The sequence below is a fragment of the Natronohydrobacter thiooxidans genome (assembly GCF_001884735.1).
Classification (GTDB): domain Bacteria; phylum Pseudomonadota; class Alphaproteobacteria; order Rhodobacterales; family Rhodobacteraceae; genus Roseinatronobacter; species Roseinatronobacter thiooxidans_A.
In genome coordinates this window covers 256,325-277,606 of the sequence record NZ_MJAP01000034.1, presented here as the reverse complement: position 1 = coordinate 277,606, position 21,282 = coordinate 256,325, and the positions used below count along the sequence as shown (strand labels likewise).

Genomic DNA, 21,282 nt, shown 5'->3' with positions numbered 1-21,282 from the left:
TCAAAGCGCCTCCTCGGCAGCATGCTCGCGCGCGAAAGTTCCAAAGACGGCACTGAGTGCGCGCAGCAGCAACTGGATCGCCAATAAGGAGGCTCCGATCAATGCGATCAGGCCGGGTATCCACAGCGGTACTTCGGCAATACTCGTGCTCACCGCACCGCGACTCCAATCCTTGGCCATGTTGCGAAACAGAAAACTGCACAAACCCGACACCAGCAGAAAGCCTATAAAAGCCAAGATCGCCTCGAGTGCGCGGAAGACGAGACTCGGCAGCCGGTCAGTGATCAACGACACGCGGATCATCGCGCCACTGCGCAACGTCCAGGAAAGCGACAAAAAGGTGATTGACATGACTGCGAAACCGATAAACTCGGAGAGCACATGCGTTGAGGTAGCGAAAATAGAGCGCAAGATCGTTTCGAGAAGGATGTGACAGACCGCGTAGATCAGGATAAGCGCAGCAAGGGCCATGGCCGCTTTCGAGACCCAATCTGCGGCTGATTGAAGAATGCGCATGGACGTTCTCTGTTGTTTTGATTTCTCGGTCGCGGGCGGACGAAGAAACCGATCCGCCCGCCCGCAGGCGATCACTCACCGCGCGAAGCTTCGAAAGCGTCGATGATCGACTGCCCGTCCTCGCCCGTGACTGCAAGCCACTCCAGCAGGGTCGTTTCGCCAGCTTCCTGTAGCGCAACCCGGAACTCTTCATTGTCCGATGCAACTACGGTGATGTTCTGGTCTGCAAGCTGTTGATAGGTGGCCTCCAAACGATCAGGTATGGCCGCCCAGATCACCTCGTTGACGCGCGCCGCGGCACGCATGATGCCTTCTTGTTGTGACTCGGTGAGATCATTGAAGATGACGCGGTTCATATGAACGAAGTTGAGCGGGATAGCGTAGTTGTAGATTTCTGTATAACTGTTGAAATAGTCACCAAAGCTTGAGCTAACGCCGCCTTCGGCAGAGCTCAGCACAGCATCGATTGCACCGGTTGAGATCGCAGGAACGACATCCGCCCAAGACATAGTTATCGCATTTGCGCCAAGTATGTTCAGGGCTATCGTACCGTTCCTATCGTAAGTCCGGATTTTCACGCCTTGCAAGGAATCGCGGTTGTTCATCGGCTTCCTACCCCAGAGTCCAGATGGGGGCCACGGCGAGGCATAGAGCAGAATCTGATCGCCATCGTCAAAGATCTCGCGGAAGCGTTCCTCCGAGGCTTGGTAGAGTAGCCTTGCGTCTTCAACTGTTGTCACAAGAAACGGAAGCGAGGACACTAGGAAAAGTGGATCGAGCCCGCCGAGCGCACCACCGAAGGTGTTTGCAATCTCGAGTGCACCCTCGCCCACAGCATCGAAATGGTCGGCAGATTTGTATCCAAGTGCTCCACCATAGTGGACGATGATCTCGACTTCACCTCCGGTTTCTTCAGCCACGGCCTCGGCGAAACTCGCGTCGCCCACTCCGTGGATCGAGTTGGCGGCATACTCGTTCGACAAGTTCAGCGTCACGGCCTGCGCCGCGGCGTTACCCGCAAGGATGCTTGCGGTAAGAAGGGAAAGAAGGCTGGTCGTGTTGAGTCTGGACATCATGTTCCTCCTTGTCAGACTGCGATAGGTGCCTTGGTTAGGCCAAGATCATTGATTTTAGATCTCGTGGGAAATCGGTGAGCTTGCGATAGCCGTCCGCAGTGATCAGCACAGTATCCGAATGGCGATAGCCACCCTGCCCGCGCCAGTAGATGCCGGGTTCGATGCTGATGATCATGTTCTCTTCCAGAACGTCGTCGCTGCCTTCTGCGACCCAAGGGCCTTCGTGTCCGCCCATGCCAATCCCGTGTCCAACGCGATGCAGCAGGTTGTCACTAAACCCTTCCGAACGCAGGAAGCTCATCACTTTGTGGTCGACCTCGTGGCAACTCACGCCGGGCCGCAGCATCGCATAGCCGATGTCCGCGGCCTCGATCATCACCCGGAACACCTCTGCCTGTTCCGCGGAGGGTTCATGAAGGAAGAATGTCCGCTCCGTTTCGGCCGAATACCCGTTCACCCGAAGAAACGAGAGGCCGACGTTGGGTCCTTCGGCAAAGACATCCTGCGGCTCTGGGAAACGATGAGGCTGGGCGCTGTAAGGCGCGGCCCAGACACCGAGCCAGATTGTACTGGTATATTGATCGAGTGCGCCTTCCCCCTTGATCATCTCGGCGCGCAACTCGGGGATCCGATCATAGCCGCCCTGGATGGACTCGCCGAGCCGCGCGGCCTGCATGATCATCCGCAGCCCGAGGTCAGAATATTTCGCCGCACGCTCCACCCGACGAATTTCATCCGCAGATTTCACCAACCGTAGAGTTTCAATCAGAGGCAGCACTTTGGGCTGGTAGGCCTGCACCGCCACCATCAACTCGGCGGGCAGGCTGGGCTCAACCGCAATGGTCTCGGAGGTGCTGATGACGCTGTTCAGCGCGTCCATATAGGTCTCGCCGCTCGGGGCCGGGTAGTCGGTATATTCAACGATCCGGTGCGACAGTGGGATCGTTGCCATATTCTCCGCCTCGATACGCGGCGTGACGACGACAATTTGCCCTTCGGGACGGACAACCAGGAAAAAGGCTCGCTCGAAGGGCACATATCTGAACCCAGTCAAGTAATAGATGCTGTCGGTCGAGGTGATCAGCGCCGCGTCGACTCCCTGCCACTGCAGCGATTTCTGCAGGCGCGTGAGGCGCGAAGAGTATTCGTCAGACATCATCTCTCCTTACAAGCCGTCCGGACTGTTTGTAACATCTACGAAATCGCGCAGAATGTCATGCTGTTTTTTTGAGTAGAATGGGATTTTCTTACTTTGGGCAAAGGGGGCATCCCGCCTGTGATGATGAAATCACTGAAAAATCAGTGTTTTTCTGATGTTTTGGCTAAATTTCGCCAGCCTCAAAGTTCGAGTGCGACATCAGAGAATTGGCTTCTGAACAGTGAAAGGAACACTTGGGCTGCATGCATTTCAGGCGCGTTGGTCTGAAGGAGACGGGCTTCTACATGGTCTGCATGGAGGCCCGACAAGTGAATGCCGCGCTGTCGGCGATTCGCAACAAGACCGACCGGACCGATGCGCGCGGCATTGCACAGATATTGCGGTCTGGCTGGTTCAGTGCGGTGCATTTGGAAAGCCGCAAGGCCCAGACCAGACAGCAAAAAGTATCGTGATCCGATGGCGACTTGCAGCACGGTGATCGCGCCGACATGAACCGGCTCCAGCCCCATGGCATTCAGAACGGGCGCAAAGATCGGGACCAGAACCAGAATCACCACGATCGGATCGACAAACATGCAGCCGGTGAAAAAGGTGATCGAGATCACGAAGAGCACGCCGATGGCGCCCAGAACTGCCTATTGCACCTGCCCCCGCTAGGATGAACACCACGGCCGTGATAAGCCCGGTGGAGCGCGCGGTGGCGCCAAGAGCCTTGAAATCCATCGAGCGGAAAACCAGCATTTCGAGGATCAGCGCATACAGCACGCAAGCCGCTGCAGCCTCGGTCGGACCTCCATGCAAGTCATTGGTTTTGTCTGGAGCGGCGCCGAAGTCCTGCGCTTCGACGCGGAGCCCGGCTCTGAAGCATCTCTTCCCGCTGAAAATCGGTGCGCGCAGTCACAAGCCCCCCCCAGAGTACCGGGGGGCACCCGCCGCGGCAGCCCGCCTCCTATGGGCCGTTATGGTCACCCTGACGGGGCACGATTGCGCAACGCTGGCGCTTCAGCCATCGGGCAGCACAGACAGGTTCAGACATGACGGTGTGCCCCCCCCTGTATGGATCGAATTTCGGGCAATCCTTCGGTTCGGCGAGAGATCTGCGCCCGGTTGGTCATTCGGATTCACATCAAATCGCGGAAAGTTCGAGGATGCGATTTCCAGCCGGATGCGATGGCCCCGTTCAAACCTGTTGGCGGTCGGATAAAGCTGAACTGTCAGCATCGTCACACCGTCCGCAGGCAGCGGGCGTGCTTCATCGAACCCGGCGTGATAGGCAGCGCGCAGAATGCCATCCGTCAGATTCATCGCAAATCCCTGCGGATAATCGGAACTGGGCGGGTAGACATCGACCAGTTTTGCCGTGAAATCGGTGGTCGGGCGGTCAGAACTGACGAAAAGGCGCACCGAAACATTCCCGGCTACGGTCAGGGGCGCGTCCAGCGGCGCGGTCTCGAAGACCAGCACATCGGGACGGCTGGCGATGGGCAGGCCGGTTGCGCCCTCGCGCTGATCAAAGGCACCGCCCTCCATCATCGGTGCACCCGAAGTTATCGGGCCGCCACGGGTCGGCACCGGGTTATCCGGATCGGCAATGTAGCTGCAAATCCCGTCATGAGACGCTTTCGCAGCGCTCAGCGCCCCGGTCTCTTGCAGATAGAGCGCCAGGGGAAAGGCATCTTCGGGCGGCCAGCACGCGGCACTGCGCCAGCTGCCGCCATGCTGCAGCCGCCCGTGATCGCCGCGCCCTCCGCTGCCGCCGCCCATCACGAAATAGCGCACCGGCGGATGCAAGGGCAGACCCTCGCCGCGCAGGTGGCGGCGGAACGTTTGGATGCGGAACTGCACGAAATCCTGCCCCATGCCGTTCTCGAATGTCGCGTCCGTGCCGAAATCGACCTCGCCGGCATGCGTGCGGGAGCGGTTGCCATGCGTCCACGGCCCGAGCACAAGCTGCACATCCTGCCCGCGCGCCGCGAGCCCGGTGAAATTCTCGACCGCCGTCACCGCATAGGGGTCATACCAGCCGGAAATATGGACCGAGGGCACGCGGCGCATCCGGTCATACCAGCCCGCGGAATAGAGCGAGGGGATCTTCCAGGACGCATCGAACGCGCCATGTTCCCATTGCTCGAACAGGAAATCCTCGTAATCAGGCACCGGCGACAGCGGTGAATGGCCACGCTTCCACGGCATGCGCGCCATCCATGCGCGGATATCAGTTGCCTCCAGCGCGGCCTTGGCCACCGGGTCGGCGGCGGCAGCGCGCGAGCGCAGGGCGTGGCGAAAGGCCCATGTCACCTGTTTCAGTTCCAATGCACCGCCGAAACGGATGCCGCCCTGATAGGCATTGGAGAACCCGCCGCAATCGCAGATCATCGCGGCCAGTGCGGGCGGGTTCAGGCAGGCTGCAGCCATCTGGGTATGGGCCGAATAGGACATGCCCATCATGCCCACCTGACCGTCGCACCAGTCCTGCCCGGCGATCCAGCCGATGGTGTCGAACCCGTCTTCGGCCTCGCCCCGGTATTTGGTGAACCGCCCCTCGGATCCGTAGCGGCCCCGGCAATCCTGAAACACGACCGCAAAGCCCGCAGCGGTGAAGAAACCTGCAAGTTCGCTGCGACCGAACACCTCGGGATGGGCGGCGGTATATTCATTCGCGCGGGCGGCGCGCTTGTCATAGGGGGTGCGTTCCAGAAGCGCGGGCCAGGGGCCCGCGCCATCGGGCAGGAACACATCCGTTGCGAGCCGCACGCCATCGCGCATCGGCACCATAATGTCACTCACGGCGCGATCATGCGCCTTGCGGCGGGCCACGGACATGGGCGTCAGTTCGCGCTCAGATTGGTGACCAGTGAGCGGCCATCCGGGCTGGGGGTGAAGGTGATGTCCCCGCGCACCGCCCAGTTGTTGCCCTCCCAGTGGATCGGAATAATCGCGTGCTCTTCTGCTGCAATCCGCGCGGCTTCCTGCAGGGCGGCTTCGCGGGCATCATCCTCGAAAGCCTCGAAAGCTTCAGCCAAAGCGGCGTCAAAGGCGTCCGACGAATAGCGGAAGCGGTTATTCGCGCCCCAGCCACGATCAGCATCGTAGGTGCCGAGCACATTGCGCAGTGCAAGCGAGCTTTCGCCCGTGGTGATCCCGAACGCGACCATGAAGGCCGAAAACTCGCGATCCGTCGCGCGCCCGAAATAGACATTGGTCGGCACATTCTCGACCTCGATATCAAGACCGATCTGAGACCACATCTGCCCGACCGCCAGCAACACATCGACATCATTGACATAGCGCCCGGTCGGCCCGTGGATGGTCATCGCCCAGCCATCGCCATAGCCTGCCTCTGCCAGCAATTCCCGCGCCCGCTCCGGATCATAGTCCAATGCGGGGATATCGGGATTATGGCCGAAAATGCCCTCGGGGGCGAACTGATTGGCAGGCAGGCCCGAGCCGAACTGGATACGGTCCACAATCGCCTCGCGGTTGATGGCAAGGCTCAGCGCTTCGCGCACACGCACATCACGGAACGGGTTGCCCACGGCCGGGTCGATCATCACGGTGGTGTCTTCCATCTGATCGAGGCCCATATAGACCATGCGCGCGGAGGGCGCGGCAATCACGCTGACCCCCTCCGTCGCTTCCAGTCGCTCCAGATCATTTGGCGGCACGGCATCGACGAAATCGACCTCACCGGCCTGCAGGGACGCGATTCGGCTGGCAGAGGTTTCCAGAAAGCGGATCGTCACACGCTCGAAATCGGGCACCTCGCCCCAGTAATCGGGGTTGCGCTCCAACACCAGACGTTCGCCGGGCGAGTACTCGACCTGCCGGAAGGGACCGGTGCCAATGGAGGCGGACGAGCGGTCGAAATCCGCGCTTTCCGCATCGCCCACATTCTGCGACACAATGTAGATCGTCGACAGATCGGTGGGCAGGCCCGGCGCGGGGCTTGATGTGGTGATCACCAGCGTATGGTCGTCCACGGCCTCGGCGCTATCAATCGCGGCAAGGCGCGGGGTGAAGGGCGCGGGGCTGTTGGGCACTTCGGGGATGCGCTCGAAGGTGAATACCACATCGGCGGCGGTGAAGGGGCTGCCATCATGGAAAGTGACATCTTCGCGCAGCGTGAAGGTCCATGTCAGCCGGTCCTCCGAGACGCTCCATTCGGTGGCCAGCCCCGGCGCGAAACTGCCATCAGGAGCGATATGGATCAGCCGGTCATACATGACGGCCGCAAGCTGCTGGTTCTGCCCGGTGGAGGCGAAATGCGGGTCCATCGAGGATGGCGCGGCGGCCAGCCCGGCGGTGATCGATTGCGCGCCCGCCGTCCCCGCCATCAGCGCGGCAATGGCAGTGGCGCCAAGAAACTGCGATAGTCTGGTCATGGTCATCTCTCTCCCTGTTATGCGCCCGCCACCTTGTGGCAGGCAACGATGCGCCCGTCCGCGACCTGCCGCAAAGCAGGGCGTGTGGCGCGGCATTCCCCGTCTGCCAGCGGGCAGCGGGGGTGAAAATGGCAACCCGATGGCGGGTTCAGCGGTGAAGGAATTTCGCCCTTGATCGGCTGGAAGCGGCGCTTGCCGCGTGTCAGGCGCGGCACTTCGGCCAGCAGCGCCTGCGCATAAGGGTGGAGCGGGCTGGCAAACAGCGCCTCGGTGGGCGCAGCCTCGACCACGCGGCCCAGATACATGATCACCACACGGTCGGCGATATGCTCGACCACGCCCAGATCATGGCTGATGAAGAGATAGGCCAGCCCCAGTTCGGCGCGCAGGTCCATGAACAGGTTCAGCACCTGCGCCTGCACCGACACATCCAGCGCTGAGACGGATTCGTCGGCCACGATGATTTCGGGCTTTACCGCCAGCGCGCGGGCAATCGCGATGCGCTGACGCTGCCCGCCCGAGAACTGATGCGGATAGCGGGTGCGGAAGCCGGGGTCGAGGCCGACCTTTTCCAGCATCGCGGCAGCGAAACCATCGGCCTCGCGCCAGGTGATCTGGCCGTGGAATCGCGGCGCTTCCGAGATGATGCGGTCGATCCGGTGGCGGGGGTTCAGCGAGGACATCGGATCCTGAAACACCATCTGCACTTTCAGCCGCGCCTGGGGGTCGCGCGTGGCGGGTTTGCCGTTCCACAGAAGCTGTCCTTCGCTCGGCGCATGAATGCCCGCCGCGACGCGCCCCAGCGTGGATTTGCCACAGCCGGATTCGCCCACCAGCCCCACGACCTCGCCCGGTTGAATGGACAGCGTCACATCATCGACCGCATGCACAATGGGCGCGGACACTTTCGCCCCCAGCCGCCGCGCGATGCGGATTGCCAGATCGGCCTTTTTCTCGAAGCGTTTCGAGATATTCTGCATCTCCAGCAGCGCGGTCATGCGAGTGCCTCCGCGTATTCCGGCAGCTCGGCGGCGCGCCAGCAGCGCACCTTGTCGCGCAATTCCTGTGGCCTTTCGCACCCTTCGGTACAGAAGGCGCAGCGGGGCGCGAAACGGCAGCCCTCGGGGCGGTTCAGCGCGGGCGGCGCGCCACCGGGGATCTGCGCCAGCCGTCTGCCGCGCAGGTTGCGCGAGGGCACTGAGCCAATCAGGCCGCGGGTATAGGGGTGGCGCGGGGCGGCGATCAGATCATCCGTGCGCGCCTCTTCGACAATCTCGCCTGCATACATCACCGCCACGCGGTCGGCGAAACCGGCCACGACCGACAGATCATGGGTGATCCAGACCAGTGCTGTGCGCTCTTCCTCGACCAGCCCCTGCATCAGATGCAGGATCTGCGCCTGAATGGTCACGTCCAGCGCTGTGGTCGGTTCATCGGCGATGATCAGGTCGGGCTTGTTCAGGAGCGCGATGGCAATCGCCACGCGCTGGCGCATACCCCCGGAGAACTGATGCGGATAGGCGCGCATGCGTTCATCCGGGCTTGGGATGCCCACCCGGCCCAGCGTGTCGCGCGAGAGCGCCCATGCTTCGCTTCTCGACATTGCACGATGCGCAAGGATGGTTTCAACCATCTGCGTGTCGATGCGCAGCACCGGGTTCAGTGTCATCATCGGATCCTGGAAAATCATGGCGATGCGCGCGCCGCGCAGTTTGCGCATCTCGGCATTCGGCAGCCCCGCGATCTCGCGCCCGTCGAAGCGGATCGCGCCACCCACCACACGCCCCGGCGCGTCGATCAGCCCCATCACCGACAGCCCGGTGACGGATTTGCCTGACCCGCTTTCGCCCACCACGGCCAGCACCTCGCCCCGGTCCACGGCATAGCTGACGCCATCGACGGCTTTCACCACCCCGGCAGAGGTAAAGAAATGCGTCTGCAAATTGTCGATCTGCAACAGGCTCATGTGATGTTCCGCGGGTTCAGCACATCGCGCAGCCGGTCGCCGACAAGGTTGATCGCGACGATCAGCAGCAAAAGCGCAATGCCGGGGAAAACGCTGATCCAATATTGGCCCGAGAGCACGAACTGGAAGCCGTTCGAGATCAGCAGGCCAAGGCTGGGTTGCGTGGCGGGCAGACCGACGCCAAGGAAGGAAAGCGTGGCCTCCAGCGCGATCGCGCTTGCGATCTCGACCGTGTAGAGCACCATCAGCGGTGGCAGACAGTTGGGCAAGAGATGCCCGAAGAGGATGCGAATACGCGACAGGCCAAGCGATTGCGCGGCTTCGACATATTCGCGGCCACGTTCCGACAGGGCCGTGGCACGGGCCATGCGCGCGAATGTAGCCCATTGCACGATGATCAGCGCGACGATGATGTTTTCCAGGCCCCGGCCAAGGATGGCCAAGAGGATCAGCGCGACAAGGATCGGGGGAAAGGACAGGTGCAGATCCACCAGCCGCATGATGACGGTATCAGTACGCCCGCCGAAATAGGCCGCCACCAGCCCCAGGGTCAGGCCAATGAGAAGCGCCGAGGTGCAGGCGATCAGCCCCACCATCAGCGAGATCCGCAAGCCGTAGAGGATGGCCGAGAACATGTCGCGCCCCTGCCCGTCACTGCCCAGCCAGAAGGACACTCCGCTGAACCCAACCTCGCCCGGCGCAAGGCGACTGTCCATTATCGACAGGCTGCGCAGGTCGTAGGGGTTTTGCGGGGTGATCCAGGGTGCCAGCAGCGCGGCCAGCACAATCACCAGCAAAAGCGCCAATCCGAACAACGCCAGCGGCGAGCGCGCAAAATCGCGGATGATGCGCGCCGCGGGGCGCTCGGGTGGCTGCGCCCTGGGGATCAGCGGCGCGGCAGCGGGCGGCTGGGTGTCGGTGACGCTCATTGCCGCGCCTCGTCCAGCCGGATGCGCGGGTCGATCAGCGAATACAGCAGATCCACCAGCAGGTTCAGAATGATGAAGATCACGACGATCACGATGAGATAGGCCACCACCACGGGGCGGTCGAGCATGCGGATTGAATCGATGATCAGTTTGCCCATGCCCGGCCATGCAAAGATCGTCTCGGTCACGACCGCGAATGCGATCAGCCCGCCGAAGGACATGCCGACCAGCGTGACAATCGGGATCAGGATGTTGCGCAAGAGATGCACCAGCACGATGCGCGGCTCTGACAGCCCCTTCGCGCGGGCGAAGCGGATGAAATCCTGCGCCTGCACCTCGCGCGTGCCCGACCGCGCCAGGCGGATCACCAGCGCCAGATGCCCGATGGCCAGATTGATCGCGGGCAGCGCGATATGATGCAGCCCGTTCAGCGTGAAGAGCGAGGAGCGGATCCCCAGAAACGTGCCGACCTCGCCGCGCCCGGAGACCGGGAACCAGCCCAGCATGACCGAAAAGACCATGATCAGCATGATCGCCTGCCAGAAATTTGGCACTGAAAACCCCAGAATCGAGCCTGCCATCACAGCCTGACTGCCGGGGGTTCCGTGGCGCAACCCGGCATAGACCCCCAGCGGAATGCCCAGCACCACCGCGATCACGATGGCGGCAAAGGCCAGTTCCAGTGTGGCGGGCATCCGTTCCAGAATCAGCGTCAGAGCGGGACGGTTATAGACAAAGGAATTGCCGAAATCGCCCTGCAGCAGATTGCCCAGAAAGATGAAATACTGCTCGTGAAAGGGCCGATCCAGCCCCAGTTGCGCGATCAGGCGTGCGCGTTCGGCCTGCGTGGCGTCCGGGTCGATCAAGATATCTACCGGGTTGCCCACCGCAAAGATACCGGCAAAGACCAGTGCCGACATGACCAGCCCCAGAAATAACGCCTGCAGCAGACGTCGGATGACAAAGACCAAGACCCATCTCCCTGATGGCATGCCGGACCAGAGAGGCGGGCCAGCACATGTTTTGATTTGCCACAAGGATTGACTGGACCGGGATTCGCTGCAATCCTATTATTTCCAGGCAGGGTTGTATTTGCGAGGCGAATAGATGGAGCTGCGCCACCTGCGCGCCTTTCGGGCGGTCATGCAGACCGGATCGACCGTGGATGCCGCACAGGCGCTGGGGATCTCGCAGCCCTCGGTCAGCCGGTTGCTGGCCGAGTTCGAGGATGCCACGGGCGAGACGCTGTTCATCCGGGCCAATGGCAAGCTGAGCGCGCGTGAAACCGCGGTCTCGCTGCTTGCAGGCGTTGAGCGCGCGCTGGCCGAAGTCGAGAATCTGCGCGCGCGCAGTGAGGGTTCGGTCGTGACCTTGCGCTTTGCGGCACCTGCGGGGGTGGTGACGCGCATCTTCGCGCCAGCCCTGCGCCGGTTGCAGGGCGACCACCCCGGCGTGAAGGTGGTGGCAGAGATCATGTCCTATTACGACATCATGGGGGCGGTTGCCTCGGGGCGGGTGGATCTGGGCTTTGTCAAGGCGCCGGTCGCCCATCCGGCACTGGACCTGACCGATCTGGTCGAGGTCGGCACTGATGTGGTCATGCCACAGACCCACCCGCTTGCAGGACGGGCCAGTATCACGCCGCAGGATCTGGACAGGGAACGCCTGATCCTGCTGGGCCGCAACCGCCCCTTTCGTGTGCAGCTCGAACAGATATTCGAAAGCGCCCGCGTCCGCCCCGAAATCATGATCGAAACCCAGGCGGTCAGCGCGGCTTGCAGCTTCGTGCGCGAGGGGCTGGGGATTACCATTGCCAATGCGTTGCTGGCGCGCGCGGAAGCCGGTGAGGACCTGATCTGCGTGCCCTTCGCCAAATCACCGCGCCACCGGTTCCAGCTTGCCCGGTTGCAACGGCCCGCGCGGCCCAAGACTATGCAGATTTTCGCAAATCATGTTCGTGATGTGGTGCAGGAATTGCTTGGCTCGGATCAGCCTCTGGATGCGCTGGATCATCGATGACCTGCAGGCATGGACAACAGGCACCGACAGCGATGACGGGCCTGCATCGCCCATGGGGTCGCACCGACCGGGCGGCCTTCTGATATGCGCGCGCCCTGTTGATCTCGGATTTACGCAGGTCAAGAAAGTACTTGATGAACACGCTTGCCCGACTGCGCGATCAGAGCAGGATCAGAAATCGATCCGGCGGGTGATTTCCCGCCGAACGGGCAGTCTCATGCGGAGGGGTCAGCTGCCTTGCCCGCGGCAGAAAACAGTGCCGCGATCTGGGCGCGGTGAAATGCCGCCGGGTCGCTAGCATCATGGCCCAGTTCGGCCGCTTTCAGGAAAAACCCGCGTGCGGGCAACCCACCCGAGACCCGGCCCAGAACCAGCGCGGCGCGCAGCGGCTGGCCTGCTTGCGTATCTTCCACCATCAGCGCTTCAAGCATCGCGGTCAGCCGCGCGATCCGTCCTGCCCCGTCCAGCCCGATCTCGGCGGCCAGCGCGCCATAGGTCACAAGCTGCCCCGCCCGCGCGCAGCCCTCCAGGGCCGCACGCAGACGCGCCTCGCTCATGCCTCGTCCGTCGCGGCGTCCTCGTCTCCGGCCTCGGCAATGCGCGCGACCGAGACGACCTGCTCGCCCGATCCGTTCATGTTGAACACTTTCACGCCCCCGCCGGTGCGGCGCAGGAAGCGGATGCCATCGACCGGCACGCGGATCGACTGCCCGCCCGAAGTGACCAGCATCACCTGATCGGCCATCTCGACCGGGAAGAGCGCCACCAGCGCACCGCCGCGCATCTGCTTGTCGGTCGCGCCAACCCCCTGCCCGCCCCGCGCGGTTATGCGGTAGTCATGGCTGGAGGTCAGCTTGCCCAAGCCCCCCGCCGTGATTGTCAGGAGCAAATCCTCGGCAGCAGACATTTCGGCATAGCGCTCGGGCGAGAGTTGCCCGGCCTCGACCGCCTCATCGCCGGCCTCTTCCGCCTCATCCTCGACCACACCGGCAATCAGGCGGCGCTGGCGGATAAAGGCTTCGCGCTCTTCGGGCGTGGTTTCGAAATGGCGGATCACGGCCATCGAGACCACACGATCCCCCTCGCCCAGACGCACCCCGCGCACACCGGTCGAATCGCGGCCCTTGAAGACGCGCACATCGGTCGTGGGGAAGCGGATCGCGCGACCCGAGGATGTAACCAGCATCACATCGTCATTTTCGTCGCAGATGCGTGCATTCACCAGCGTCACCCCTTCGGGCAGCTTCATGGCGATCTTGCCATTGCGCATGACATTGGTGAAATCCGACAGCGCATTGCGCCGGACATCGCCCTGCGAGGTCGCGAAAACGATCTGCAGGTTTTCCCATTCTTCCTCTGGCCGCTCGACCGGCATAATGGCCGCAATACTGACCCCGGTGGCAATCGGCAGGATATTCACCATCGCCTTGCCCCGCGCATTGCGCCCGGCCAGCGGCAGGCGCCAGGTCTTGAGCTTGTAGACCATGCCATCGGTGGTGAAGAACAGAAGCTGCGTATGGGTATTGGCCACGAATAGCGTGGTGACGACATCATCATCCTTGGTGGCCATCCCGGACAGCCCCTTGCCGCCACGCCGCTGCGCGCGGAACTCGACCAGCGGCGTGCGCTTGATATAGCCGCCCGAGGTGATCGTGACGACCATATCCTCGCGCTCGATCAGATCCTCGTCATCCAGATCACCGGCCCAATCGACAATCTCGGTCCGGCGCGGCACCGCGAACAAGTCGCGCACTTCCGCCAGTTCGGTCGAGATGATCTCCATCACCCGCGCCCGCGAGCGCAGGATATCGAGATAATCCTTGATCTTGGCAGCAAGCGCTTCCAGCTCGTCGGTGACTTCCTTCACGCCCATTGCGGTCAGGCGCTGCAGGCGCAGTTCAAGGATTGCACGGGCCTGCACTTCCGACAGGTTATAGGTGCCATCCTCGTTCATCGTGTGGCTGGGATCGTCGATCAACCGGATATAGGCCGCGATATCCGCCGCAGGCCAGCGCCGGGTCATCAGCTTCTCGCGCGCCTCTGCCGGGTCAGCCGAGGCCCGGATCGTGGCCACCACTTCATCGACATTCGACACCGCGACCGCCAGCCCGCAGAGAACATGGGACCGCTCACGCGCCTTGTTCAACTCGAACGCCGTGCGCCGCGTCACCACTTCCTCGCGGAAGCCCACAAAGGCTGTCAGGAAATCGCGGAGCGTCAGTTGTTCGGGCCGCCCACCATTCAGCGCCAGCATGTTGCAGCCGAAAGAGGTCTGCATCGGCGTGAAGCGGAACAACTGGTTCAGCACCACATCGGGCGTCGCGTCGCGTTTCAGTTCCACCACGACCCGCACGCCCACGCGATCGGATTCATCGGCGACCGAGGCAATGCCCTCGATCTTCTTCTCGCGCACCGCATCGGCGATCTTCTCGACCATGGTCGATTTGTTCACCTGATAGGGGATCTCATCGACGATGATGGCGAAACGGTCCTTGCGGATCTCCTCGACATGGGTTTTTGCCCGGATCAGCACCGAGCCGCGCCCCTCAAGATAGGCTTTGCGCGCGCCGGAACGACCAAGGATCAGCCCGCCGGTCGGGAAATCGGGCGCGGGCACGAATTCCATCAGATCCGAACTGGTCAGATCGGGGTTCTCAATCAGCGCGAGCGTCGCGTCGATCACCTCGCCCAGATTATGCGGCGGGATATTGGTGGCCATGCCGACCGCAATCCCGCCCGCGCCATTGACCAGCATATTCGGGAAACGCGCAGGCAGCACCGTGGGTTCGCGATCGCGCCCGTCATAATTGTCCTGAAAATCGACCGTGTTCTTGTCGATATCGGCCAGGAGGAAACTCGCGGCCTTGTCCATGCGCACTTCGGTATAGCGCATTGCAGCCGCGTTATCGCCATCCATCGAGCCAAAATTGCCCTGCCCGTCCAGCAGTTTCAGCGACATCGAAAACGGCTGCGCCATGCGCACCAGCGCGTCATAGATCGCTGAATCGCCATGCGGGTGGTATTTGCCCATCACATCGCCCACGGCACGCGCGGATTTGCGATAGGGCTTGTCATGGGTGTTGCCGGATTCATGCATTGCATAAAGAATACGCCGATGCACAGGCTTCAAGCCGTCGCGCAGATCCGGGATCGCGCGGCTGACGATCACGCTCATCGCATAATCAAGGTACGAGCTGCGCATTTCCTGCGTGATGGAGACCGACGGGCCCGAGGGGTGGGCTGGCGGGGTTTCGTCCATGTTTTCAGGGGTTTCCGGGCTATCGCTCACGTCATCCTCGCAGCTCTGTCACATACTCTAGATATGGTTGGGCGCACTCTATCAGATGCACGATATAGGGTGCAATGCCCCGCAATGCTTTCCTTTGGCAGCCATCACAGGGCAGTGATAACAATATGTTTTCATTGATTATTATCTTTTCTCTGGCAAGATTCGAGTCACGGAGGGGCGAAAAGAGGTATCATATGGAAACACGCACGGTTGAACTACTGCTCAAGGGCTATGGCCTGACCACCGCCGAAATGATCTACCGCATGCCCGATCACATTCATGTCCTGAACAGTTTCGTCTGGCAGGAGTATGATCTGGCCCCGGATTACCCACGCCTGTTCGAATTCATCGAATTCTGGCAGGAGAGTATCGACGGGCCGCTGCATTCAGTGCGCTTCACCCATCGCAAGCAACTTGCGCCCAGCGAATGGCGCCATGTCGTGGGCGAATTCGAGGTCGGCAAATTCAGCAGACGAGATCTGCGCCTGCATTAACGTAGTTTCAGGCTGACCAGCCACAGCCCCGCGATGCCGAAGGATGCGACGGCGTTCCAGCTGGCCATGGACAGGCCCAGCATCTCCCAGGGCACCTCGTCGCAGCGCACGACCGGCGCCGCCATGATCTGCGCCAGCAATTCTTCGGGTGTCAGTCGCGACAGATCGCCCCCGGCGCTGCATGAGGACGGCCCCGGCCACCAGCCGCGCTCGACGCCAGTGTGATAGACGCCGATCCCGCCCGATGTCGCGGCCCCCAATGCCCCCGTCAGCGCGAAAACCGGGTTGGCGATGACCAGCCCGCCTGCCCCCAGCAGCGCTACGAGATGCGGCCAGCGCTGCCAGATGCAGAGCGCACAGGGCGCCATCCCCCCGATATACTGAAACGCAAGCGCCCCCAGCAAAAGCCCCGCCGAGCCCGCCAAAGCCAGAAGCTGCACCTGTCTGCGCATCACAGAACCCTTATCGCCAGAAACCCGCCCAACAGGAGCGCCATCAGCACGGAAAAGACAAGCCCCAGACGGGCTTCGATGAAATCACGAATCGGTGCGCCGAATTTCCACAGCAGCGCCGCGACGACGAAAAACCGCAGCGCCCGCGCAATCACCGAGGCCACCAGAAACACCCCCAGCGACAGCCCGGTGACGCCCGACAGAATGGTGATGACCTTGTAGGGAAATGGTGTCACACCCGCGATCAGCACGGCCCATGCGCCCCATTCATTGTAGCGCTGCTGAAACTCGGCGAAATAGGCGTCCTTGCCGTAAAACTCCAGCACCGGCCGCCCCACCGCCTCGAACGCGCCATAGCCGATCCAGTAGCCCAAGAGTCCCCCCGCAACGGAGGCCAGAGTCGCAACCCCGGCGATCATAAAGGCCCGTGAGGGGCGCGCCACGATCATCGCAACCATCAGCACATCGGGCGGGATCGGAAAGACCGAGCTTTCGATGAAAGCCACAAAAGCCAGCGCCCAGAGCGCGTGCGGATGCCGCGCCAGCGACAGGGTCCAGTCATAGAGGGCGCGGATCACAGCCGTTTCGCTTTCATCTTGCCCGAAATACTCATACGCCCGCGCGGCCCGTCACACCGCAGGCAGGCGCAGACCGATCACCTCCAGCCCCCAGCGCACCAGATCGTTCAGCACGGCGTCAGAGGCGATGTTGAATGCCTGGACCACATCCAGCGCCTCGGTCGAGGCCGCAGGCGCCACCGCCTGAAAACTCCGCCGCGACAACACGCGGGCATCGGCCTCGCGCACCATGCGGGCGACCAGCCGGATGCGGGTGCTGACCGAGTTGCCATCCGCCGACAGTTCCGCCTGAAAATCGGTGATCTCGGAGATCAGCGCGAAATCGCCCGTCCCGCCCAGCGGCCTGCGCCCGACATAGGCCAGCGCGCCGGTATCCTCAAAGGCGCGCAGGATCACGGTCTGATACATCAGCGGCGCCTTGTCCGACCAGCGCGCGCCGGGCAGATAGAGCGATTGCAGCGCATTGGGCTTGATCAGGATCCGGTCGATATCCAGCGCACCCGAGGTCGTGGGGGGCTCGATGCTCAGGGACCGCGCGAGCGAGCGCCCGGCCTGCGGCAGATCGGGCGCGCGCAGCTCATAAGCATCGAGCGGCGTGGTTGCATCGCTGATCGCCGAAAGCGCGCCGCAACCCGACAGAAGTGACAGCGCCCCCGCGCCCATCAGGAAATCGCGTCTGGGAAATGTCATCTTCTGAACTCCGGTGTCTGACGATTGAGAAGAAACTGCGCCGGGTTCCGTTCGATCTGGCGCGTCAGGCGGTCAAGATTGGTGATCAGCCCACGGGTCTCGCGCGCAAGCTGCGTGATATTGGGCAGGCCGGTGGTGGTGAAGTCGCGCACCGGCCCGGAACTGTCGCGCACCATCCGGCCCAGATCGTCAAAGGCGCGCGCAGCAGTCTCGGCTGTGCGGCGCAGATCGGCGGTCACTTCGGGAATATCGGCGGAAACCGAATCCACGGCGCGGCCCAGCCGACCCAGCACATCGCGCAGATCTTCGGTGATCTGGCCGATCTCTTCATTGATCACCCGGTCCGCCCCGACAAAGGCGCGCTCGGCGGCCTGAATGGCGCCTTCGCTGGTGGCAAGCGCACGGTTGATCGCGGCCAGCGTCGCATTGGCATTGGCGAAAGTCTCTGTCACCTGATCCAGCGTCCTGACCCCACTGTCAGAGAGCGCCTCGATCCGCCCCGAGACCTGTTCCAGATCGGCCCCGACCGTGGCCACGACGCGGCGGATATCGGCGGTTGCCAGACGCACATCCGTCATGATCGCAGGCAGATCGCTTTCGGCCACTTCCGCGATATTGCGCGTGGCTGCGGTTGCCGCCTGCACCATTTCGCGCGCTTCTGCCACCAGAAGCGCACCGTCACCCGTGACCAGCGCATCGACATTGCGCGACATCGCTTCCAGCGCCTCCAGCGCGGTATCGGCCCGCGCCAGCAGCGGCTCGATCCGCGCAAGCGCGGGATCCAGCGCCTCGATCCGCTGCGTGGCGGCGGCGCCGGTGCGGGCAAATTCCGCGAATGTCACCTGCGCCTCGCGCGACAATTCGGTGATCTCGGCGCCCACCTGATCGGCAGCCGCGCGCAGTTGCGCGACCATCTCGGTCATGTCCTGCGCCACGAAATCATCCACTGTCTGCAGGGTCGTGGTCCCGGTCTCGAAGGTGATGCGCGACTCGGTCGCCAGAAGCGCGAATTCGTCGATGGCGAATTGCAGGCTCTCGACGGTCTTTTCGGCCTGCAACAGGATCGGGGTCAGATTGTCGCTGAACTCGGAAAAGGTTTCGGTCGCAGCAGCAATCGTGTCGGTAAAGCCCGCGAAATTGTCCAGCGCCCGCGACACCTCACCGGTGGATTGCTCGACATTCTCCAGAATGCGCGCGACCCTGCCCTGATTCTCATCGCCAAGAAGCTGATTGACCTGTTCGAGCACGCGCAGGGTTTCATCCAGCACGCGCGGCGCACCTTCGGTCAGCGAGGCGATGGTCGAGCGCCCCGCCTCCAGTCGCGGTGTGTCCGTACGGTCATTGATCAGCGGCATATCGGTCGAGCCCGAGGAAATTGCCACGAAAGACACGCCGGTAATGCCCGAACTGTCCACAGTCGCCACCGAATCCGCGCGCACCGGCGTTGCGCGATCGACTTCCAGCCGCACCAGCACCGTGCCGTCGCCTTCGGGCGCCAGCCGCACATCCGTCACCTGCCCGACCAGAAGCCCGGCGAAGCGCACATCAGCGGCGCGCGACAGGCCCGAGACCGAGTCGAAGCGCACCTCGTAATAGGCGAACTGGCGATCAAGCTGGAACTTGCCGAAAGCCAGAAAGAAGCCCAGCACGCCCAGAAAGCCCAGCGCCGCGAAGATCCCGATCAGCGTGTAATTGGCCTTGGTTTCCATGCGTCAGGCATTCCTTTCCAATGTCTCCACCGCCGCCCGCGCACGCGGCCCATGGAAATACTCATGCACCCACGGATGTTCGATATGCAGCATATCGGCCATGGTTCCAGTGTACATGACCCGTTTTTCCGCGAGTACGGCAATCCGGTCACAGGTGGCATGCAGCGTATCAAGATCATGTGTGACAAGAAACACGGTCAGGCCCAGAGTTTCCGAAAGCGCCTTGATCAATTCATCAAAAGCCGCAGCCCCGATCGGGTCGAGACCCGCTGTCGGCTCGTCCAGAAAAACGATTTCAGGGTCAAGCGCCAGCGCGCGCGCCAGCCCTGCCCGCTTGCGCATCCCCCCCGAAAGCTCGGACGGGTAATTGTCCCCCGCCTTGTAGGGCAGGCCCGACATGGCGATCTTCAGATCCGCCAGTTCGCGCCGCAACCCCGCATCCAGCCCGGGCAGGTTGCGCATCGGCACTTCGACATTCTCGCGCACGGTCAGCGAGGAAAACAACGCCCCGTCCTGAAACATCACCCCCATGCGCATGTCGATGGCGCGGCGTTCGGCCTCGGAGCAGTTCAGCGCATCCTGTCCGAAAATGCGGACGCTGCCCCCCTGCGGCGGGCGCAAACCGGCGATGCAGCGCAACAGCACCGATTTGCCGGTGCCAGAGCCGCCGACCACGCCCAGAACTTCGCCGCGATAAACGTCCAGATCCAGATTGTCATGCACCCGGTGCTGCCCGAACTGGTTGACGATCCCGCGCAACTCGATGACGGTCTCCGGCATGATCTCAGATCCCCAACAGCGCGAAAAAGACCGAGAACAGCGCATCGGCCACGATCACCATGAAAATGGCCCGCACCACAGCGCTGGAGGTCTGCGCGCCAAGGCTTTCGGCATTGCCGCCAACCTGCATACCCGCATGACAGCCGATCACCCCGATGATCAGCGCGAAGACCGGGGCTTTCACGAAACCCACGATCACATGGTCAAGGCTGGTGTCATCCAGAAGGCGCGCCATGAACATCCCCGGAGAAATACCCAGCTCGATCCAGGCCATCATCGCTCCGCCGATCAGGCCGGTCAGATTGGCGAGCATGCCAAGGATCGGCAGCACGATCAGCAGCGCCAGTATGCGCGGCACAAAGAGCGCCAGCGCCGGGTCAATCGCCAGCGTACGCATGGCATCGATCTCTTCGCGCATCTTCATTGAACCGATGGCGGCAGTGTAGCTTGACGCCGTGCGCCCCGCGACGATGATCGCCGTCAGCAGGATCCCCAATTCGCGCAGGATCGAAATGGCGATCAGATCCACCACGAAAATCTCGGCCCCGAACTGGCGCAACTGCACCGAGCCCTGAAAGGCCAGAACCACCCCGATCAGAAAGCCCATCAGCGCCACGATGGGCACGGCTTTCAGCCCGACCTGATCGCAATGATGAATGAGCGCGGTAAGGCGAAATTCCGTCGGGTGCCGGATCACATAGACCAGCCGCGCCAGAAACAGCCCGAGCATCGCATGCAGATCGCCCAGAAACCGCAGCAAATCGACAACCTTGCGGCCCAGAGTGTCAAAGAGCGCCATCAGATTGCGCGGGGCCGCTGTTTCGGTTTCGGGTTTGGGCAGCGATTGCGCCACACGCTCGATCAGCGCCTGATGATCGGGCTGCACCCCTGACAGCGACAGCCCCGCGCCCTGTTCCTGCAAGCGCGCGCGCAGGCGGATCAGGGCATAGGCCCCGGCCGTGTCGATCTTCTCCAGCCCGGACAGGTCGATCTGCACATCGCGCCCCTCCAGTGCCTCCAGCTGCGGCAGGATCGCAGGCAGGCTGCGCAGATCCAGAACACCGGAGAGGGCATGCGCCCCCGCGCCCACAGCCTCGATGCGCGCGCGCGCGGGGGCGCGGCTCGCCGGAGCGGTGTCAGGCAGTATCTGAACCATGTCACTGTTTCCCATACTCGTTGCCGATCTATATAGAGCAGCCGCCCCTCAGGCCAGCACCGGCGCGTATTCTTTCACTCTGCGGCA

Annotated in this window: 19 protein-coding genes and 2 pseudogenes; 3 read left to right on the top strand and 18 right to left on the bottom strand. The window is 62.5% G+C overall.

The genetic code is table 11. The annotated features are described in order from the left end of the window. The 3 genes from BG457_RS15995 to BG457_RS15985 all read right to left on the bottom strand — a co-directional run bounded on the left by BG457_RS15995 (position 1) and on the right by BG457_RS15985 (position 2,748). A complete protein-coding gene (locus BG457_RS15995; RefSeq protein WP_071799238.1) occupies positions 1 to 516 on the bottom strand; it encodes a TRAP transporter small permease in 516 nt (171 codons plus the stop codon). A 71-nt stretch (positions 517 to 587) separates the two neighbouring features. Next, the gene (locus BG457_RS15990) at positions 588 to 1,589 is read right to left on the bottom strand and encodes a TRAP transporter substrate-binding protein (RefSeq protein ID WP_084657724.1); all 1,002 of its coding nucleotides are present in this window, start codon (positions 1,587 to 1,589) and stop codon (positions 588 to 590) included. Positions 1,590 to 1,626: 37 nt separating this feature from the next. Next, positions 1,627 to 2,748, bottom strand: a complete 1,122-nt coding sequence (locus BG457_RS15985) for a M24 family metallopeptidase (protein ID WP_175546818.1) — start codon at positions 2,746 to 2,748, stop codon at positions 1,627 to 1,629. Between the two features lie 266 nt (positions 2,749 to 3,014). Between BG457_RS15985 and BG457_RS20615 the strand changes: the two are divergent. Beyond that, a pseudogene (locus BG457_RS20615) lies at positions 3,015 to 3,179 on the top strand (IS110 family RNA-guided transposase); the annotation flags it as partial. Positions 3,180 to 3,200: 21 nt separating this feature from the next. Here the strand turns inward: BG457_RS20615 and BG457_RS15975 are convergent. The 7 genes and pseudogenes from BG457_RS15975 to BG457_RS15945 form a co-directional block, all read right to left on the bottom strand. Then, positions 3,201 to 3,552: pseudogene (locus tag BG457_RS15975) on the bottom strand (TRAP transporter large permease subunit); the annotation flags it as partial. A 201-nt stretch (positions 3,553 to 3,753) separates the two neighbouring features. Next, positions 3,754 to 5,538, bottom strand: coding sequence for a CocE/NonD family hydrolase (locus BG457_RS15970; RefSeq protein ID WP_217649533.1), 1,785 nt, complete (start codon positions 5,536 to 5,538; stop codon positions 3,754 to 3,756). Between the two features lie 41 nt (positions 5,539 to 5,579). Next, the gene (locus BG457_RS15965) at positions 5,580 to 7,133 is read right to left on the bottom strand and encodes an ABC transporter substrate-binding protein (protein WP_071799237.1); all 1,554 of its coding nucleotides are present in this window, start codon (positions 7,131 to 7,133) and stop codon (positions 5,580 to 5,582) included. 17 nt (positions 7,134 to 7,150) lie between these two features. Beyond that, positions 7,151 to 8,131: an ABC transporter ATP-binding protein gene (locus BG457_RS15960; RefSeq protein WP_071798455.1), complete on the bottom strand. Its 981-nt coding sequence runs from the start codon at positions 8,129 to 8,131 to the stop codon at positions 7,151 to 7,153. Continuing rightward, the gene (locus BG457_RS15955) at positions 8,128 to 9,099 is read right to left on the bottom strand and encodes an ABC transporter ATP-binding protein (RefSeq protein WP_071798453.1); all 972 of its coding nucleotides are present in this window, start codon (positions 9,097 to 9,099) and stop codon (positions 8,128 to 8,130) included. Before BG457_RS15955 ends, BG457_RS15960 begins: the two co-directional genes overlap by 4 nt. Then, on the bottom strand, positions 9,096 to 10,028 hold the full coding sequence (locus BG457_RS15950) for an ABC transporter permease (protein WP_084657680.1): 933 nt from the start codon (positions 10,026 to 10,028) through the stop codon (positions 9,096 to 9,098). The genes BG457_RS15955 and BG457_RS15950 overlap by 4 nt, the downstream gene beginning before the upstream one ends. Then, positions 10,025 to 10,999, bottom strand: a complete 975-nt coding sequence (locus tag BG457_RS15945; RefSeq protein ID WP_342715524.1) for an ABC transporter permease — start codon at positions 10,997 to 10,999, stop codon at positions 10,025 to 10,027. The genes BG457_RS15950 and BG457_RS15945 overlap by 4 nt, the downstream gene beginning before the upstream one ends. A 136-nt stretch (positions 11,000 to 11,135) precedes the next feature. Between BG457_RS15945 and BG457_RS15940 the strand changes: the two genes are divergently transcribed. Beyond that, positions 11,136 to 12,047, top strand: coding sequence for a LysR family transcriptional regulator (locus BG457_RS15940; RefSeq protein WP_071798449.1), 912 nt, complete (start codon positions 11,136 to 11,138; stop codon positions 12,045 to 12,047). Between the two features lie 215 nt (positions 12,048 to 12,262). On the opposite strand, the gene BG457_RS15935 is transcribed toward BG457_RS15940, so the two are convergent. After that, a complete protein-coding gene (locus BG457_RS15935) occupies positions 12,263 to 12,604 on the bottom strand; it encodes a hypothetical protein (RefSeq protein WP_071798447.1) in 342 nt (113 codons plus the stop codon). Then, positions 12,601 to 15,336 (bottom strand): DNA gyrase subunit A, encoded by a 2,736-nt coding sequence (gene gyrA / locus BG457_RS15930; protein WP_071798445.1) that lies wholly within the window; start codon positions 15,334 to 15,336, stop codon positions 12,601 to 12,603. The genes BG457_RS15935 and gyrA overlap by 4 nt, the downstream gene beginning before the upstream one ends. Before the next feature lie 194 nt (positions 15,337 to 15,530). Here gyrA and BG457_RS15925 point away from each other — a divergent pair, with 194 nt between their 5' ends. Beyond that, entirely contained in the window at positions 15,531 to 15,830 is a 300-nt protein-coding gene (locus BG457_RS15925; RefSeq protein WP_071798443.1) for an usg protein, read from the top strand. Here BG457_RS15925 and BG457_RS15920 read toward each other — a convergent pair. From BG457_RS15920 to BG457_RS15895, 6 genes are read right to left on the bottom strand one after another with little or no spacing between them, the layout of a single operon-like run. Continuing rightward, positions 15,827 to 16,282, bottom strand: a complete 456-nt coding sequence (locus BG457_RS15920) for a disulfide bond formation protein B (protein WP_071798441.1) — start codon at positions 16,280 to 16,282, stop codon at positions 15,827 to 15,829. The two genes, BG457_RS15925 and BG457_RS15920, sit on opposite strands and share 4 nt — an antisense overlap. Further along, entirely contained in the window at positions 16,282 to 16,860 is a 579-nt protein-coding gene (locus tag BG457_RS15915) for a YqaA family protein (protein WP_071798439.1), read from the bottom strand. The genes BG457_RS15920 and BG457_RS15915 overlap by 1 nt, the downstream gene beginning before the upstream one ends. A 51-nt stretch (positions 16,861 to 16,911) precedes the next feature. Further along, positions 16,912 to 17,550, bottom strand: a complete 639-nt coding sequence (locus BG457_RS15910) for an ABC-type transport auxiliary lipoprotein family protein (RefSeq protein ID WP_071798438.1) — start codon at positions 17,548 to 17,550, stop codon at positions 16,912 to 16,914. Further along, the gene (locus tag BG457_RS15905; protein WP_071798436.1) at positions 17,547 to 19,259 is read right to left on the bottom strand and encodes an MlaD family protein; all 1,713 of its coding nucleotides are present in this window, start codon (positions 19,257 to 19,259) and stop codon (positions 17,547 to 17,549) included. The genes BG457_RS15910 and BG457_RS15905 overlap by 4 nt, the downstream gene beginning before the upstream one ends. Positions 19,260 to 19,262: 3 nt before the next feature. After that, positions 19,263 to 20,039, bottom strand: a complete 777-nt coding sequence (locus BG457_RS15900) for an ABC transporter ATP-binding protein (RefSeq protein ID WP_071798433.1) — start codon at positions 20,037 to 20,039, stop codon at positions 19,263 to 19,265. A gap of 4 nt (positions 20,040 to 20,043) precedes the next feature. Continuing rightward, the gene (locus tag BG457_RS15895; protein WP_071798431.1) at positions 20,044 to 21,195 is read right to left on the bottom strand and encodes an ABC transporter permease; all 1,152 of its coding nucleotides are present in this window, start codon (positions 21,193 to 21,195) and stop codon (positions 20,044 to 20,046) included. Positions 21,196 to 21,282 lie beyond the last annotated feature (87 nt).